Raw genomic sequence first — 13,552 nt, forward strand, 5'->3', positions numbered from 1 at the left:
GCGCTTTCAGAATAATCGTTTTGTGAGAAAGCGCAAGGTTTTACAGCGTTCTCTTTTTCGCCTGCTCCATCATTCGCGGATAAAAACGCCAGAATTGCTGCTCCAGTTGCCCATAGTGGTTATCAAGGTCGTACCATGAATCACGCAGCGCATCGAGGCGCGGGCGGCGACTGGCCATACCGTTCAGGACGCGCTGAATGAATTCCATATCCTGATAACGTTCCAGCCAGCGTTCGGACCACATATATTCGTTGAGATTAACAAAGCGCGGCGGCGAATCCGGCAGAATTTGCGCTACCTGCGCGTGGGCGTAACGCACAAACTCGTTTAGCGGCAGATCCGGCGACAGCTGCGCCCAGTGATGCGACAGGAAATGATCCCACATGACGTCGAGGGAAATTGGCGCGACGCGGCGGGTCTCGGGGCGAAACCATTCGCGCGCCGTTTTAACTTCCGCCAGATTGTCGGTCATTACATCTATACGCCGATGCATATAAATGCCGTCAACCACATCCGCAGGATACTCGCCCTGCGGGTTACCGCGGACAAAATCGGCCAGCAGGTTGCCCGGCAGCGAGCTATCCGCAAGATGGGCGAGGTGTAAATGCGCGAGAAAATTCATATCGACTTCAATCCTTCACACGGTCATGCCGTTCTTGCTGGTTAATCATGATATTCCGCTATTATATCCAGCGTTGAATAGGGTAACGGTTGCAGGAAGACCCGCCCGGCACTAGACTACCCGCCTCTTTATTTAGTCTGAGTCATCGTCATGCGCGTTACCGATTTTTCCTTTGAATTACCTGAATCCCTGATTGCTCACTATCCGCAGCCGGAGCGCAGTAGCTGCCGCTTGCTGTCGCTGGACGGGCCGACGGGCGCGCTGACGCACGGTACTTTCACCGATCTGCTCGATAAGCTCAACCCTGGCGATCTGCTGGTCTTTAACAACACCCGGGTGATCCCGGCGCGTCTGTTTGGCCGTAAAGCCAGCGGCGGTAAGATTGAAGTGCTGGTCGAGCGAATGCTGGATGATAAACGTATTCTGGCACATATTCGCGCCTCTAAAGCGCCGAAGCCGGGGGCGGAGCTGCTGTTAGGCGATGACGAAAGCATTAACGCCACAATGCTGGCGCGCCACGGCGCACTGTTTGAAGTTGAGTTCAACGATGAGCGCCCGGTGCTCGATATTCTGAACAGCATCGGTCATATGCCGCTGCCGCCGTATATCGACCGCCCGGACGAAGACGCGGATCGCGAGCTGTACCAGACAGTTTACGGCACCAAGCCGGGCGCGGTCGCCGCGCCGACCGCCGGCTTGCATTTTGACGACCCGCTGCTGGAAAAACTGCGCGCTAAAGGCATTGAGATGGCGTTTGTGACGCTGCACGTTGGCGCGGGGACCTTCCAGCCGGTGCGAGTCGACAGCATCGAAGAGCACATCATGCACTCAGAATATGCGGAGGTGCCGCAGGATGTGGTTGATGCGGTTCTGGCGGCGAAAGCGCGCGGTAACCGCGTCATCGCCGTCGGCACCACTTCCGTGCGTTCGCTGGAAAGCGCGGCGCAGGCGGCTAAAAATGGCCTGATTGAGCCGTTCTTTGCCGATACGCAGATCTTTATCTATCCGGGATATCAGTACAAAGTCATCGATGCGCTGGTGACTAACTTCCATCTCCCTGAATCCACACTGATTATGTTGGTCTCCGCTTTCGCTGGCTATCAGCACACCATGAACGCCTATAAGGCTGCGGTAGAACAAAAATATCGCTTTTTTAGCTACGGGGACGCGATGTTTATCACGTACAATCCGCAGGCTATTTCTGAGCGTCCCTAAAAAGGCCGGCACGCCGGCTTTCTGACGCCTTGACGCATTTTTTAGCTACGGAATCATTCCGTGGCGAGTATTTAAACGTCGGACTGTTTTTCTGACGCAGGAGCAATAATGAAATTTGAACTTGATACCACCGATGGCCGCGCGCGTCGCGGCCGTTTGGTGTTTGATCGCGGCGTGGTTGAAACGCCAGCCTTTATGCCCGTTGGTACCTACGGCACCGTCAAAGGGATGACGCCGGAAGAAGTTGAAGCCACCGGCGCGCAAATCATCCTCGGCAACACCTTCCACCTGTGGCTGCGCCCGGGCCAGGAAATCATGAAGCTGCACGGCGATCTGCATGATTTCATGCAGTGGAAAGGGCCGATCCTCACCGATTCCGGCGGCTTCCAGGTCTTCAGCCTTGGCGATATCCGTAAGATCACCGAACAGGGCGTGCATTTCCGCAATCCGATCAACGGCGATCCGATTTTCCTCGATCCGGAAAAATCGATGGAGATTCAGTACGATCTCGGTTCCGATATCGTAATGATCTTCGACGAATGTACGCCGTACCCGGCGGACTGGGATTACGCTAAGCGTTCGATGGAAATGTCTCTGCGCTGGGCCAAGCGCAGCCGCGACCGTTTCGATGGCCTCGGCAACAAAAACGCGCTCTTTGGCATCATTCAGGGCAGCGTTTACGAAGATTTACGAGATATCTCGGTGAAAGGTCTGGTAGAGATTGGCTTTGATGGCTACGCTGTCGGCGGTTTGGCTGTCGGCGAGCCGAAGGAAGACATGCACCGTATCCTGGAGCACGTTTGCCCGCAGATCCCGGCAGATAAACCGCGATACCTGATGGGCGTCGGGAAACCGGAAGACCTGGTGGAAGGGGTACGTCGCGGCATCGATATGTTTGACTGCGTTATGCCGACGCGCAACGCGCGTAACGGCCATCTGTTTGTGACCGATGGCGTAGTGAAAATCCGCAACGCGAAGCATAAAAGCGATACATCGCCGCTGGATGCCGAGTGCGATTGCTATACGTGTCGCAATTATTCACGTGCTTACTTGCATCATCTTGATCGTTGCAACGAAATATTGGGCGCGCGCCTCAATACCATTCATAACCTGCGCTACTATCAGCGTTTAATGGCTGGTTTACGCAAGGCTATCGAAGAGGGTAAATTAGAGAGCTTCGTGACCGATTTTTACCAACGTCAGGGGCGTTCCGTTCCTCCTTTGAACGTTGATTAATTTTAATAATGAGGGAATTTCAATGAGCTTTTTTATTTCTGATGCGGTAGCAGCAACCGGCGCGCCGGCGCAGGGCAGCCCAATGTCTCTGATTCTGATGCTGGTGGTGTTCGGTCTGATTTTTTACTTCATGATCCTGCGCCCACAGCAGAAACGTACTAAAGAGCACAAGAATCTGATGAACTCCATCGCCAAAGGTGATGAAGTCCTGACTAACGGCGGTCTGGTTGGTCGTGTGACTAAAGTCGCGGAAAACGGCTACATCGCTATCGCGCTGAACGATACCACCGAAGTGGTTATCAAACGTGACTTCGTAGCTGCCGTTCTGCCGAAAGGCACCATGAAGGCGCTGTAATTACCATTTTCCCTAAGGGAACTGCCGTGTTAAACCGTTATCCTTTGTGGAAGTACGTGATGCTGGTCGTCGTGATTATCGTCGGCCTGATTTACGCGCTTCCCAACCTGTATGGTGAGGATCCGGCTGTTCAAATCACTGGCGCGCGCGGCGTCGCCGCCAGTGAGCAAACGCTGATCCAGGTCCAGAAAACTTTACAAGAAGAAAAAATCACCGCGAAGTCTGTGGCACTGGAAGAGGGCGCAATTCTTGCGCGCTTCGACACCACCGACACTCAGCTGCGAGCGCGTGAAGCGCTGGTTAACCTGCTGGGTGACAAATACGTCGTGGCGCTAAACCTTGCTCCTGCTACCCCGCGCTGGCTGGCGGCGATGTATGCCGAGCCGATGAAGCTGGGTCTTGACCTACGCGGCGGCGTGCACTTCCTGATGGAAGTTGACATGGACACCGCATTAGGCAAACTGCAGGAACAAAACATCGATAGCCTGCGCAGCGAGCTGCGTGACAAAGGCATTCCTTACTCCACCGTGCGTAAGGAAGACAACTACGGTCTGAGCATCGTCTTCCGCGACAGCGCGGCGCGCGATCAGGCTATCTCTTATCTCAGCCCGCGCCATCGCGATCTGGTTATTTCAAGCCAGGGTAACAATGCGCTGAAAGCGGTGATGACCGACGAACGTCTGAAAGAAGCCCGTGAATACGCCGTTCAGCAGAACATCAACATTCTGCGTAACCGTGTAAACCAGCTCGGCGTGGCCGAACCGCTGGTTCAGCGTCAGGGTTCCGACCGTATCGTGGTTGAACTGCCGGGTATCCAGGATACCGCGCGTGCGAAGGAAATCCTTGGCGCGACCGCGACGCTGGAATTCCGTCTGGTGAACACCAACGTCGATCAGTCCGCAGCCGCTTCTGGCCGCGTACCTGGCGATTCGGAAGTGAAAGACACCCGTGAAGGCCGTCCGGTGGTGCTGTATAAGCGCGTGATCCTGACCGGCGACCATATCACCGACTCCACTTCCAGCATGGACGAGTACAACCAGCCGCAGGTTAACATCTCGCTCGATAGCGCAGGTGGCAACATTATGTCTAACTTCACCAAGGACAATATCGGTAAACCGATGGCGACCCTGTTCGTGGAGTACAAAGACAGCGGTAAGAAAGATGCCAACGGTCGCGCTATCCTTGCGAAAGAGGAAGAGGTGATTAACATCGCCAATATCCAGTCTCGCCTTGGCAATAGCTTCCGTATCACCGGTATCAGCAACCCGACCGAAGCGCGTCAGCTTTCTCTGCTGCTGCGTGCGGGCGCCCTGATTGCGCCGATTCAGATCGTTGAAGAACGTACTATCGGCCCAACTCTGGGTATGCAGAACATCAAGCAGGGCCTGGAAGCGTGTCTGGCCGGTCTGGTGGTCTCTATCCTGTTCATGATCTTCTTCTATAAGAAGTTCGGCCTGATTGCGACCTCCGCGCTGATTGCTAACCTGGTGCTGATTGTCGGCATTATGTCCCTGATTCCTGGGGCAACGCTGACCATGCCGGGTATCGCGGGTATCGTCCTAACCCTTGCGGTGGCGGTCGATGCTAACGTACTGATTAACGAGCGTATCAAAGAAGAGCTGAGCAACGGACGTACCGTTCAGCAGGCGATTGACGAAGGTTATAAGGGCGCATTTAGCTCTATCTTCGACGCCAACGTGACGACGCTAATTAAGGTTATCATCCTGTACGCGGTCGGTACCGGTGCCATTAAAGGGTTTGCGATTACTACCGGTATCGGTATCGCGACCTCAATGTTTACCGCTATCGTCGGCACCCGTGCCATCGTGAACCTGCTGTACGGCGGCAAGCGCGTGAAAAAGCTGTCTATCTGAGGAGTGCGTTGTGGCACAGGAATATACTGTTGAACAATTGAACCACGGCCGTAAAGTCTGGGACTTTATGCGCTGGGACTACTGGGCCTTCGGCATTTCAGGTTTTCTGCTGATTGTGTCGATCGCCATCATCGGCGTCCGCGGGTTTAACTGGGGTCTCGATTTCACCGGCGGTACGGTGATTGAAATTACCCTCGAAAAACCGGTTGATATGGACCAGCTGCGCGATTCGCTGCAGAAAGCAGGCTTTGAGGAGCCGCAGTTGCAGAACTTCGGCAGCAGCCGAGACATCATGGTGCGTATGCCGCCGGTACACGATGCCAACGGCAGCCAGGAGCTGGGCAGCAAAGTCGTTAACGTGATTAACGAATCGACCAGCCAAAGCGCGACGGTGAAACGTATTGAGTTCGTTGGCCCGAGCGTGGGCGCGGACCTTGCGCAAACCGGCGCTCTGGCGCTGATTGCGGCGCTGGTGTGTATCCTTATCTATGTCGGCTTCCGCTTTGAATGGCGACTGGCGGCAGGGGTCGTTATTGCACTGGCGCACGACGTGGTGATTACCATGGGCGTACTGTCGTTGTTCCACATCGAGATTGACCTGACCATCGTCGCATCACTGATGTCGGTAATTGGTTACTCGTTGAACGATAGTATCGTGGTGTCGGACCGTATCCGTGAAAACTTCCGTAAGATCCGTCGCGGTACGCCGTACGAAATCTTTAACGTGTCGTTGACCCAGACGCTGCATCGTACCTTGATCACCTCCGGTACCACCCTGATGGTGATCCTGATGCTGTTCCTCTTCGGCGGCCCGATTCTGGAAGGCTTCTCGCTGACCATGCTGATCGGTGTTTCCATCGGTACGGCTTCTTCTATCTACGTCGCGTCCGCACTGGCGTTGAAACTGGGCATGAAGCGCGAGCATCTGATCCAGCAGAAGGTCGAAAAAGAAGGGGCGGATCAGCCGTCTATTCTGCCGTAATAGAGTTCAGTTGAGATAAAGCAATCCCGGCCTCGATGGCCGGGATTTTTTTTGCCTGCCTGAAACCTGCTGACAGTATGCTGTCAGGAGCCCTCTCGTACACTGCTTCTGAACTCACTAACGAGCAGGAGGAAGTATGAACAACGTGATTAACTGGTTTGAAATTCCGGTCGCTGATATGGATCGCGCCGTCGCGTTTTATGAGCCGGTAATGCAGGTGACGCTGCGTCGTGAAACCATGGATTGTGCGGACCTGGCCGTCTTCCCGCATCAGGATCCGGCCCCCGGCGGCGCGTTGGCTAAATTTGACGGTATCGCGCCATCGCCGCAGGGCGCTATTATTTATCTGCACACCGACAACCTTGCCGCCACACTGGATCGCGTCGCCTCGGCGGGCGGATCGTGCGTGTTTGGCCCACTTGCGCTGCCGAATGATATTGGCACCATCGCCCTGTTTACCGACAGCGAAGGTAACCGCGTAGGTTTGCATCAACCGGTTTAACCTGACTATTTAGCGAAACGAGAAATGACCCGACGCGCCGACCGTTTATTTCAGATTGTACAGATCCTGCGCGGCAGGCGGCTAACCACCGCGGCGCTGCTGGCGGAGCGGTTGGGCGTGTCGGAGCGAACCGTCTATCGCGATATCCGCGACCTCTCGCTCTCCGGTGTACCGGTTGAGGGCGAGGCCGGGAGCGGTTATCGTCTGCTGGCGGGCTATGATCTGCCGCCGCTGATGCTGACCAGCAAAGAATCCGAAGCGCTAATTGCCGCGATTCGACTACTGAAGACCTGGGGCGGAGATGCGCTTTCGCAATCGCTGGAGTCAGCTCAGGAAAAAATGCTGGCGATTTTGCCGGAAGACCGGCGGCGCAAAGCGGAGCAGACCCGGCTGTTTGCCCCTGACCTTGGCGCGCATCGTTATGCTAAAACCCATTTTGACGTTATCCATCAGGCCGTATCCAATCAGCAGGTGTTGCAGCTTCACTATCAGGATGAATCTGGTCAGGTAACGCGGCGTGAAGTGCTGCCGCTGGGGCTATTTTTCTGGGGGGAGCGTTGGCTGCTGGTGTCCTGGTGCGAACTGCGCAGTGATTATCGTAACTTTCGTCTCGATCGTTGTCTGGAGGTGAAGGTGATCGAACGTCGTTTCAGCGAGTGCGCCGACCGTTCACTGAGCGATTTCTTACGTAAGGTGAGATGTGAGGAGCGATAAAAAAACGCCCGGTAAGCGTAAAACGCGTCCCGGGCGCTGTCTTGCTGTATTAGCAATTAGAAGTTGTAACCGACAACGAAGTAGCCACCCCAGCCGGTAGAGCGAACGCTGAAGTCGCCGTCGCCGAAGTTCAGCTTAGCATCATCAGCCCACTGGCCGCCGTTATGGAAGTAACGCGCGACGATAGAGTAGTGCCAGTGCGCATAGTTCAGCGCCAGGATGTGGCTGGACGCGATAGAGTTGCTGGTACGCGCGTGCTTACCGTTCATATCGTAGAAGTTGTCGTCGCCAAGGTCAGAACCCCAGTCGAAGTTGGTGAAGCCAATATAGCTCAGCGAACCGCCCCACAGGTCGGTCAGCGGAACGAAGTATTTCACCTTGAAGCGGTAGCCGTCCCACTCGTTTTCGTTGGAGGCGCCGTAGTTCTGCCACTGGTATTTAGCATAGATATTCAGCGACAGGCTCATCGGCAGACCGGTATCGATGTCGGTACCCAGACCCATATACCAGGTGCTCTGCTCCTGAGAGTCGTTGCGGCCCATATCGTAGATATAGTTGTTCGCGAAGTACCACTCTTTGAACGGCCCGAAGCTCAGGTCGGTGTTGGTCAGCTTGTCGATAGAGAAACGCGGTTCGATCTCCATAAACAGCGGGGAGCCTTTGTTCCAGATACCTTTCGCCGTGCTGTTGCCGCCGAAGAAGACCGGCGCATCAATATAGCCGTAGAAATCAAACCAATCTTTTTTAGCAAACGCTTCGTATTCCAGATAGGTATCGTTACGGATCTGCGGTCCAAAACGAGTGTGGTAGCTACCGACCACGTTCACACTCTGGTGCCACCAATCAGACAGGTACTGCGGTTTTTCAGTTTCTGCCGCGCCAGCGGTGAAAGAAGCGGAAAGCGCCACAACAGCGCTCGCTGCCAGTAATGTTTTTTTCATGTTGATGCCACTGTTTAAATTAAGCCAAAAGGCGTTAAGAAAATTGCCGAAGCGTTGCTAAATATTTCGTCTTTCTGTGGGGGTCTATTATAGAAATCATTGCTCACAAAAATACGTGTTGTTTCACATAACCAGAACATGCGTAATCGATTGCGTTCACGATTCTATGCATTTCTTGACAAAATGCTACTGAAAATCGCCTTCAGGAGCGATTTCTAATGAACTCTTATGAAAAGTTGTAAATGGATAACTTCGATAGATGAAAAGCGGGCGCCGGGCCGTTTTGCCCGGCGTGAGCGCTTACTGCGCGCTGGCGGGTTGGATATCGTGGATACGAATAAAGCCGACTTTATCAGGCGTCACATTCAGGCGCAGCGGGATATCCACATCGCTGGGCGCCAGGATGCTGGCCGGGGCGCTAATCAGCTGATCCTGGACGTTGACTTCCTGATAGCTGTGGGTGGTGCCGGTAATCTGTCCGGAAGCGACGGTCGCGGTGAAGGCCGGGAGCGGATCGTTAGACTCGCCCTGGATGCGTAAGGTCAGGCGCGAACCGTCGCCATCTGGCGTAATGCTACCCACTGACATGCGCAGGGTGCCGATCTGGCTCTCCAGCCGCGCGGGGGTTTTGGCCTCCGGCAGCAGATAAACGCCGCGGGTTGATTTAGCATTCAGTGCGTTTTGCTGGGTGATTTTTATCGTTTGCTGATTCAGTTGGGTCATCTCTTTGCTCAGCGTACTGACGCTCTCGTTCATCTGACGAACTTCGCTTTGCTGGGCGCAGGCGGTAAGGGTGAACAGGCTGCCGATGATAGCCAGTTGTAGGTAACGTCTTGTCATGGTCAGGATTCCGTTTACAGAGGATGATTAATGGTAGCTAAACTGAATTGACCTACCATAGATCCTTTGTCTCAAAAGCTCTTTCTTTGTAGTCCGCTGACTTCAGGGTAAACTATCCTTCAGATTAACTACCTGTCAGGACGCGCCATGCATTGCCCTTTCTGTTTCGCCGTGGATACCAAAGTCATCGATTCTCGCCTGGTCGGCGAAGGCTCCTCCGTGCGTCGTCGTCGGCAGTGTCTGGTCTGCAATGAACGCTTTACCACTTTTGAAGTGGCTGAGCTGGTAATGCCGCGGGTGGTAAAAAGCAACGACGTGCGCGAACCTTTCAACGAAGACAAGCTGCGTAGCGGGATGTTGAAAGCGCTTGAAAAGCGCCCGGTCAGCGCCGATGACGTCGAAATGGCGGTAAATCACATTAAAACCCATCTACGCGGCACCGGTGAGCGTGAAATCGCGAGTAAAATGATCGGTAATCTGGTGATGGAGCAGCTGAAGAAGCTCGATAAGGTCGCCTATATTCGCTTCGCTTCCGTCTATCGCAGTTTCGAAGATATTAAAGAGTTCGGCGAAGAAATCGCCCGTTTACAGGACTAAGCCATGCAGGACGAAATGTACATGGCGCGAGCGCTGAAGCTTGCCGCGCGCGGACGCTTTACTACCCATCCTAATCCCAACGTCGGCTGTGTGATTGTAAAAGACGGCGAGATCGTCGGCGAGGGCTTCCACTATCGGGCCGGCGAGCCGCACGCCGAAGTGCACGCGCTGCGTATGGCCGGCGATAAAGCCAAAGGCGCGACCGCCTACGTCACCCTGGAGCCCTGTAGCCACCATGGTCGCACGCCGCCGTGCTGCGACGCGCTGATCGCCGCAGGCGTGGCTCGCGTGGTAGCGGCAATGCAGGACCCGAATCCACAGGTGGCCGGTCGCGGCCTGTACCGCCTGCAGCAGGCCGGCATTGACGTCAGCCATGGGCTGATGATGAATGAAGCGGAAGCGCTGAATAAAGGTTTTCTGAAGCGGATGCGCACCGGTTTTCCGTGGATCCAGCTGAAGATGGGCGCTTCGCTTGATGGCCGTACGGCGATGGCCAGCGGTGAAAGTCAGTGGATCACCTCGCCACAGGCGCGACGCGACGTGCAGCGCCTGCGCGCGCAGAGCCACGCTATTCTCACCAGCAGCGCGACCGTGCTGGCGGACGATCCGGCGCTGACCGTGCGCTGGCAGGAGCTGAGCGCCGATACGCAGGCGCTCTATCCGCAGGAGAACCTGCGTCAGCCGCTGCGTATCGTCATCGATAGCCAAAACCGCGTCACGCCGGAGCATCGAATTATCCAGCAGCAAGGTGAAACCTTGTTCGCTCGCACCCATGCCGATGAACGTGCCTGGCCTGACAACGTGCGTACCCTACTGGTGCCGGAGCATAACGGCCATCTCGACCTCGTGTTGCTAATGATGCAGCTCGGTAAACAGCAGGTGAACAGCATTTGGGTGGAAGCGGGGCCGACGCTGGCCGGCGCTTTGCTACAGGCCGGGCTGGTGGATGAGCTTATCGTCTATATTGCGCCTAAACTGTTAGGCAGTGACGCGCGCGGTTTATGCGCGCTGCCGGGGCTTGAGAAACTGAGCCAGGCCCCCCATTTCAAATTCAACGAGATACGTCAGGTCGGGCCCGATGTCTGCCTGCATTTAACGACTGCGTGATGTATTCCTAATATTAGGAAGCAGCGCCCAGAATATTATGATAAAATCCGCCCCCCTTGCGGGGCACATGAACCCGAAGGAAGAGTATGAACATTATTGAAGCTAACGTTGCTACCCCGGACGCTCGCGTCGCCATCACCATTGCGCGTTTCAACAACTTTATCAATGACAGCCTGCTGGAAGGCGCGATTGACGCCCTCAAGCGCATTGGTCAGGTAAAAGATGAAAACATCACCGTTGTTTGGGTACCAGGCGCGTATGAGCTGCCGCTGGCGGCTGGCGCACTGGCAAAAACCGGTAAATATGACGCGGTAATCGCGCTGGGTACGGTGATTCGCGGCGGTACCGCCCACTTTGAATATGTGGCTGGCGGTGCAAGCAATGGCCTGGCGCACGTCGCTCAGGACAGTGAAATCCCGGTAGCCTTCGGTGTTCTGACGACTGAAAGTATTGAACAAGCCATCGAACGCGCTGGCACCAAAGCCGGTAACAAAGGCGCAGAAGCCGCGCTGACCGCGCTGGAAATGATTAACGTATTGAAAGCCATCAAGGCCTGATTTTTTGTAAGGGGAATTCCGTGAAACCTGCTGCTCGTCGCCGCGCCCGTGAGTGTGCCGTCCAGGCGCTCTACTCCTGGCAGTTGTCCCAGAACGACATCGCTGATGTTGAATACCAGTTCCTGGCGGAACAGGATGTAAAAGATGTAGACGTTCTGTATTTCCGTGAACTGCTGTCCGGAGTGGCGACTAACAGCGCGTATCTCGACGGTCTGATGAAGCCATACCTGTCACGTCAGCTGGAAGAGCTGGGTCAGGTAGAAAAAGCGGTACTGCGTATTGCGCTGTTTGAGCTGTCGAAGCGTGACGACGTGCCGTACAAAGTGGCTATCAACGAAGCTATCGAGCTGGCGAAAACCTTCGGCGCTGAAGATAGCCACAAGTTCGTCAACGGCGTGCTGGATAAAGCGGCCCCGGTAATCCGTCCCCGCAAAAAGTAAACTGCAGGCCGGGCTTTGCAGGATCTGATCCTGCGAACCCGGCCTTATTCTTTTCTTTGCTGAGGCATAACGTATGGCATGCGGCGAATTTTCCCTGATTGCCCGTTATTTTGATCGCGTTAAAAGCGCCCGCCTTGATGTTGAAACCGGCATCGGCGATGACTGCGCGCTCCTGAATATCCCCGAGAAAAAAACGCTGGCAATCAGCACCGACACCCTGGTGGCGGGCAACCACTTTTTAGCCGACATCGACCCTGCCGATCTGGCGTATAAAGCGCTGGCGGTGAACCTGAGCGATTTGGCGGCGATGGGGGCGGAACCGGCATGGTTGACGCTGGCCCTCACTTTGCCGGAAGCAGACGAAGCGTGGCTTGAAGCCTTTAGCGACAGTCTGTTTGTCCAGCTTAACTATTACGATATGCAGCTGATCGGCGGCGACACCACCCGTGGGCCGCTGTCGATGACGCTGGGTATCCACGGCTTTGTGCCGCCGGGCCGTGCGATGAAGCGTTCCGGAGCCAGGCCTGGCGACTGGATTTATGTCACCGGCACGCCCGGTGATAGCGCCGCCGGGCTGGCGCTTTTACAGGACCGGCTAACGGTAGATTCGCCAGCGGATGCCGATTATCTGCTGGCGCGCCATTTGCGTCCAATGCCCCGCGTGCTGCAGGGGCAGGCGCTGCGCGATCTGGCTAATTCAGCGATCGATCTCTCTGACGGCCTTATCTCTGACCTTGGTCATATTCTCAAGGCCAGCGCCTGCGGCGCGCGTATCGATCTCGATGCGATGCCGTATTCCGATGCCATGCTGCGCCAGGTTGATCCTGAACAGGCGCTACGCTGGGCGCTCGCCGGCGGCGAAGATTATGAACTGTGCTTTACCGTTCCCGAGCTGAACCGCGGGGCGCTGGATGTCGCGATTGGTCAGCTTGGCGCACGCTTTACCTGTATCGGCCAGATCGTGGCGGAAGCGGATGGACTGCAGTTTACCCGTGAGGGTAAGCCGATTAAATTGGATTTAAAGGGGTACGATCATTTTGGCACGCAGTAGAGACGAGGCGAAAAGCCGCCTCAATATGCGCAATCCCTGGCATCTGCTGGCGACCGGGTTCGGCAGTGGGCTGAGCCCGGTGGTGCCGGGAACGATGGGGTCTCTGGCGGCGATTCCGTTCTGGTATCTGATGACCTTTCTCCCCTGGCAGCTCTATTCGCTGGCGGTGATGATGAGCATCTGTATCGGCGTCTATCTTTGTCACCGTACGGCTAAAGATATGGGCACTCATGACCACGGCAGCATCGTTTGGGATGAGTTTGTCGGGATGTGGATCACTTTGATGGCGTTACCGACGATGGACTGGCAGTGGGTGGCCGCCGGTTTCGTTATTTTCCGCATCTTTGATATGTGGAAGCCGTGGCCAATTCGTTGGTTCGACCGCAACATCCATGGTGGAATGGGGATCATGGTCGACGATATCGTCGCCGGGGTGATCTCCGCCGGCGTACTGTATCTGATTGGCCACCACTGGCCGATAGGTCTGCTCTAAATCTGCACCCCGGCGCGGCCGGGGTA

The 13,552-nt window shown here is 55.5% G+C and carries 16 protein-coding genes; 13 read left to right on the forward strand and 3 right to left on the reverse strand.

From position 1 onward, the window contains the following. Positions 1-40: 40 nt before the first annotated feature. Positions 41-622 carry an ACP phosphodiesterase gene (acpH, locus tag ABLV07_RS00715; protein WP_015704556.1) on the reverse strand — a complete coding sequence of 194 codons (582 nt, stop codon included), beginning with the start codon at positions 620-622 and terminating at the stop codon, positions 41-43. Positions 623-772: 150 nt separating this feature from the next. On the opposite strand from acpH, the gene queA reads away from it, so the two are divergent. The 7 genes from queA to ABLV07_RS00750 all read left to right on the forward strand — a co-directional run bounded on the left by queA (position 773) and on the right by ABLV07_RS00750 (position 7,500). Continuing rightward, complete coding sequence (gene queA, locus ABLV07_RS00720; protein ID WP_015368002.1) at positions 773-1,837, forward strand: tRNA preQ1(34) S-adenosylmethionine ribosyltransferase-isomerase QueA; 1,065 nt, start codon at positions 773-775, stop codon at positions 1,835-1,837. 108 nt (positions 1,838-1,945) lie between these two features. Next, positions 1,946-3,073: a tRNA guanosine(34) transglycosylase Tgt gene (tgt, locus tag ABLV07_RS00725; RefSeq protein WP_015368001.1), complete on the forward strand. Its 1,128-nt coding sequence runs from the start codon at positions 1,946-1,948 to the stop codon at positions 3,071-3,073. Positions 3,074-3,095: 22 nt separating this feature from the next. Next, on the forward strand, positions 3,096-3,428 hold the full coding sequence (yajC, locus tag ABLV07_RS00730; RefSeq protein ID WP_003859109.1) for a preprotein translocase subunit YajC: 333 nt from the start codon (positions 3,096-3,098) through the stop codon (positions 3,426-3,428). Between the two features lie 26 nt (positions 3,429-3,454). After that, entirely contained in the window at positions 3,455-5,302 is a 1,848-nt protein-coding gene (gene secD, locus ABLV07_RS00735) for a protein translocase subunit SecD (RefSeq protein ID WP_015704558.1), read from the forward strand. A gap of 10 nt (positions 5,303-5,312) precedes the next feature. Continuing rightward, positions 5,313-6,284 carry a protein translocase subunit SecF gene (gene secF, locus ABLV07_RS00740; protein ID WP_015367999.1) on the forward strand — a complete coding sequence of 324 codons (972 nt, stop codon included), beginning with the start codon at positions 5,313-5,315 and terminating at the stop codon, positions 6,282-6,284. A 136-nt stretch (positions 6,285-6,420) separates the two neighbouring features. Beyond that, the gene (locus ABLV07_RS00745) at positions 6,421-6,786 is read left to right on the forward strand and encodes a VOC family protein (protein ID WP_032712728.1); all 366 of its coding nucleotides are present in this window, start codon (positions 6,421-6,423) and stop codon (positions 6,784-6,786) included. 24 nt (positions 6,787-6,810) lie between these two features. Beyond that, positions 6,811-7,500, forward strand: coding sequence for a YafY family protein (locus tag ABLV07_RS00750; protein WP_047076833.1), 690 nt, complete (start codon positions 6,811-6,813; stop codon positions 7,498-7,500). 56 nt (positions 7,501-7,556) lie between these two features. On the opposite strand, the gene ABLV07_RS00755 is transcribed toward ABLV07_RS00750, so the two are convergent. Both ABLV07_RS00755 and ABLV07_RS00760 read right to left on the reverse strand, forming a co-directional pair. After that, positions 7,557-8,441: a nucleoside-specific channel-forming protein Tsx gene (locus ABLV07_RS00755; protein WP_015367996.1), complete on the reverse strand. Its 885-nt coding sequence runs from the start codon at positions 8,439-8,441 to the stop codon at positions 7,557-7,559. Positions 8,442-8,741: 300 nt separating this feature from the next. Continuing rightward, positions 8,742-9,281 (reverse strand): DUF3251 domain-containing protein, encoded by a 540-nt coding sequence (locus ABLV07_RS00760; RefSeq protein ID WP_015367995.1) that lies wholly within the window; start codon positions 9,279-9,281, stop codon positions 8,742-8,744. Positions 9,282-9,428: 147 nt separating this feature from the next. Between ABLV07_RS00760 and nrdR the strand changes: the two genes are divergently transcribed. The 6 genes from nrdR to pgpA all read left to right on the forward strand — a co-directional run bounded on the left by nrdR (position 9,429) and on the right by pgpA (position 13,526). Then, positions 9,429-9,878: a transcriptional regulator NrdR gene (gene nrdR, locus ABLV07_RS00765; protein WP_047464843.1), complete on the forward strand. Its 450-nt coding sequence runs from the start codon at positions 9,429-9,431 to the stop codon at positions 9,876-9,878. Between the two features lie 3 nt (positions 9,879-9,881). Beyond that, positions 9,882-10,985 carry a bifunctional diaminohydroxyphosphoribosylaminopyrimidine deaminase/5-amino-6-(5-phosphoribosylamino)uracil reductase RibD gene (ribD, locus tag ABLV07_RS00770; protein ID WP_015704561.1) on the forward strand — a complete coding sequence of 368 codons (1,104 nt, stop codon included), beginning with the start codon at positions 9,882-9,884 and terminating at the stop codon, positions 10,983-10,985. Positions 10,986-11,071: 86 nt separating this feature from the next. After that, on the forward strand, positions 11,072-11,542 hold the full coding sequence (gene ribE, locus ABLV07_RS00775) for a 6,7-dimethyl-8-ribityllumazine synthase (protein WP_001021161.1): 471 nt from the start codon (positions 11,072-11,074) through the stop codon (positions 11,540-11,542). A gap of 20 nt (positions 11,543-11,562) precedes the next feature. After that, positions 11,563-11,982: a transcription antitermination factor NusB gene (nusB, locus tag ABLV07_RS00780; RefSeq protein ID WP_015367993.1), complete on the forward strand. Its 420-nt coding sequence runs from the start codon at positions 11,563-11,565 to the stop codon at positions 11,980-11,982. 73 nt (positions 11,983-12,055) lie between these two features. Continuing rightward, positions 12,056-13,033 carry a thiamine-phosphate kinase gene (gene thiL / locus ABLV07_RS00785; RefSeq protein WP_015704562.1) on the forward strand — a complete coding sequence of 326 codons (978 nt, stop codon included), beginning with the start codon at positions 12,056-12,058 and terminating at the stop codon, positions 13,031-13,033. Further along, complete coding sequence (gene pgpA / locus ABLV07_RS00790) at positions 13,014-13,526, forward strand: phosphatidylglycerophosphatase A (RefSeq protein ID WP_264673663.1); 513 nt, start codon at positions 13,014-13,016, stop codon at positions 13,524-13,526. The genes thiL and pgpA overlap by 20 nt, the downstream gene beginning before the upstream one ends. The last annotated feature ends 26 nt before the right edge of the window (positions 13,527-13,552 follow it).

The organism is Klebsiella sp. CN_Kp097 (assembly GCF_040064495.1).
In the GTDB taxonomy this organism is placed as follows: Bacteria; Pseudomonadota; Gammaproteobacteria; order Enterobacterales; family Enterobacteriaceae; genus Klebsiella; species Klebsiella aerogenes.

Excerpts from the sequence above, each read along its gene's own strand:
- tgt (WP_015368001.1), top strand. The coding sequence starts at position 1,946 with ATGAAATTTGAACTTGATACCACCGATGGCCGCGCGCGTCGCGGCCGT.
- acpH (WP_015704556.1), bottom strand. The coding sequence starts at position 622 with ATGAATTTTCTCGCGCATTTACACCTCGCCCATCTTGCGGATAGCTCG.
- queA (WP_015368002.1), top strand. The coding sequence starts at position 773 with ATGCGCGTTACCGATTTTTCCTTTGAATTACCTGAATCCCTGATTGCT.
- ABLV07_RS00750 (WP_047076833.1), top strand. The coding sequence starts at position 6,811 with ATGACCCGACGCGCCGACCGTTTATTTCAGATTGTACAGATCCTGCGC.
- ABLV07_RS00755 (WP_015367996.1), bottom strand. The coding sequence starts at position 8,441 with ATGAAAAAAACATTACTGGCAGCGAGCGCTGTTGTGGCGCTTTCCGCT.
- ribE (WP_001021161.1), top strand. The coding sequence starts at position 11,072 with ATGAACATTATTGAAGCTAACGTTGCTACCCCGGACGCTCGCGTCGCC.
- ABLV07_RS00760 (WP_015367995.1), bottom strand. The coding sequence starts at position 9,281 with ATGACAAGACGTTACCTACAACTGGCTATCATCGGCAGCCTGTTCACC.
- ribD (WP_015704561.1), top strand. The coding sequence starts at position 9,882 with ATGCAGGACGAAATGTACATGGCGCGAGCGCTGAAGCTTGCCGCGCGC.
- yajC (WP_003859109.1), top strand. The coding sequence starts at position 3,096 with ATGAGCTTTTTTATTTCTGATGCGGTAGCAGCAACCGGCGCGCCGGCG.
- nrdR (WP_047464843.1), top strand. The coding sequence starts at position 9,429 with ATGCATTGCCCTTTCTGTTTCGCCGTGGATACCAAAGTCATCGATTCT.
- thiL (WP_015704562.1), top strand. The coding sequence starts at position 12,056 with ATGGCATGCGGCGAATTTTCCCTGATTGCCCGTTATTTTGATCGCGTT.
- ABLV07_RS00745 (WP_032712728.1), top strand. The coding sequence starts at position 6,421 with ATGAACAACGTGATTAACTGGTTTGAAATTCCGGTCGCTGATATGGAT.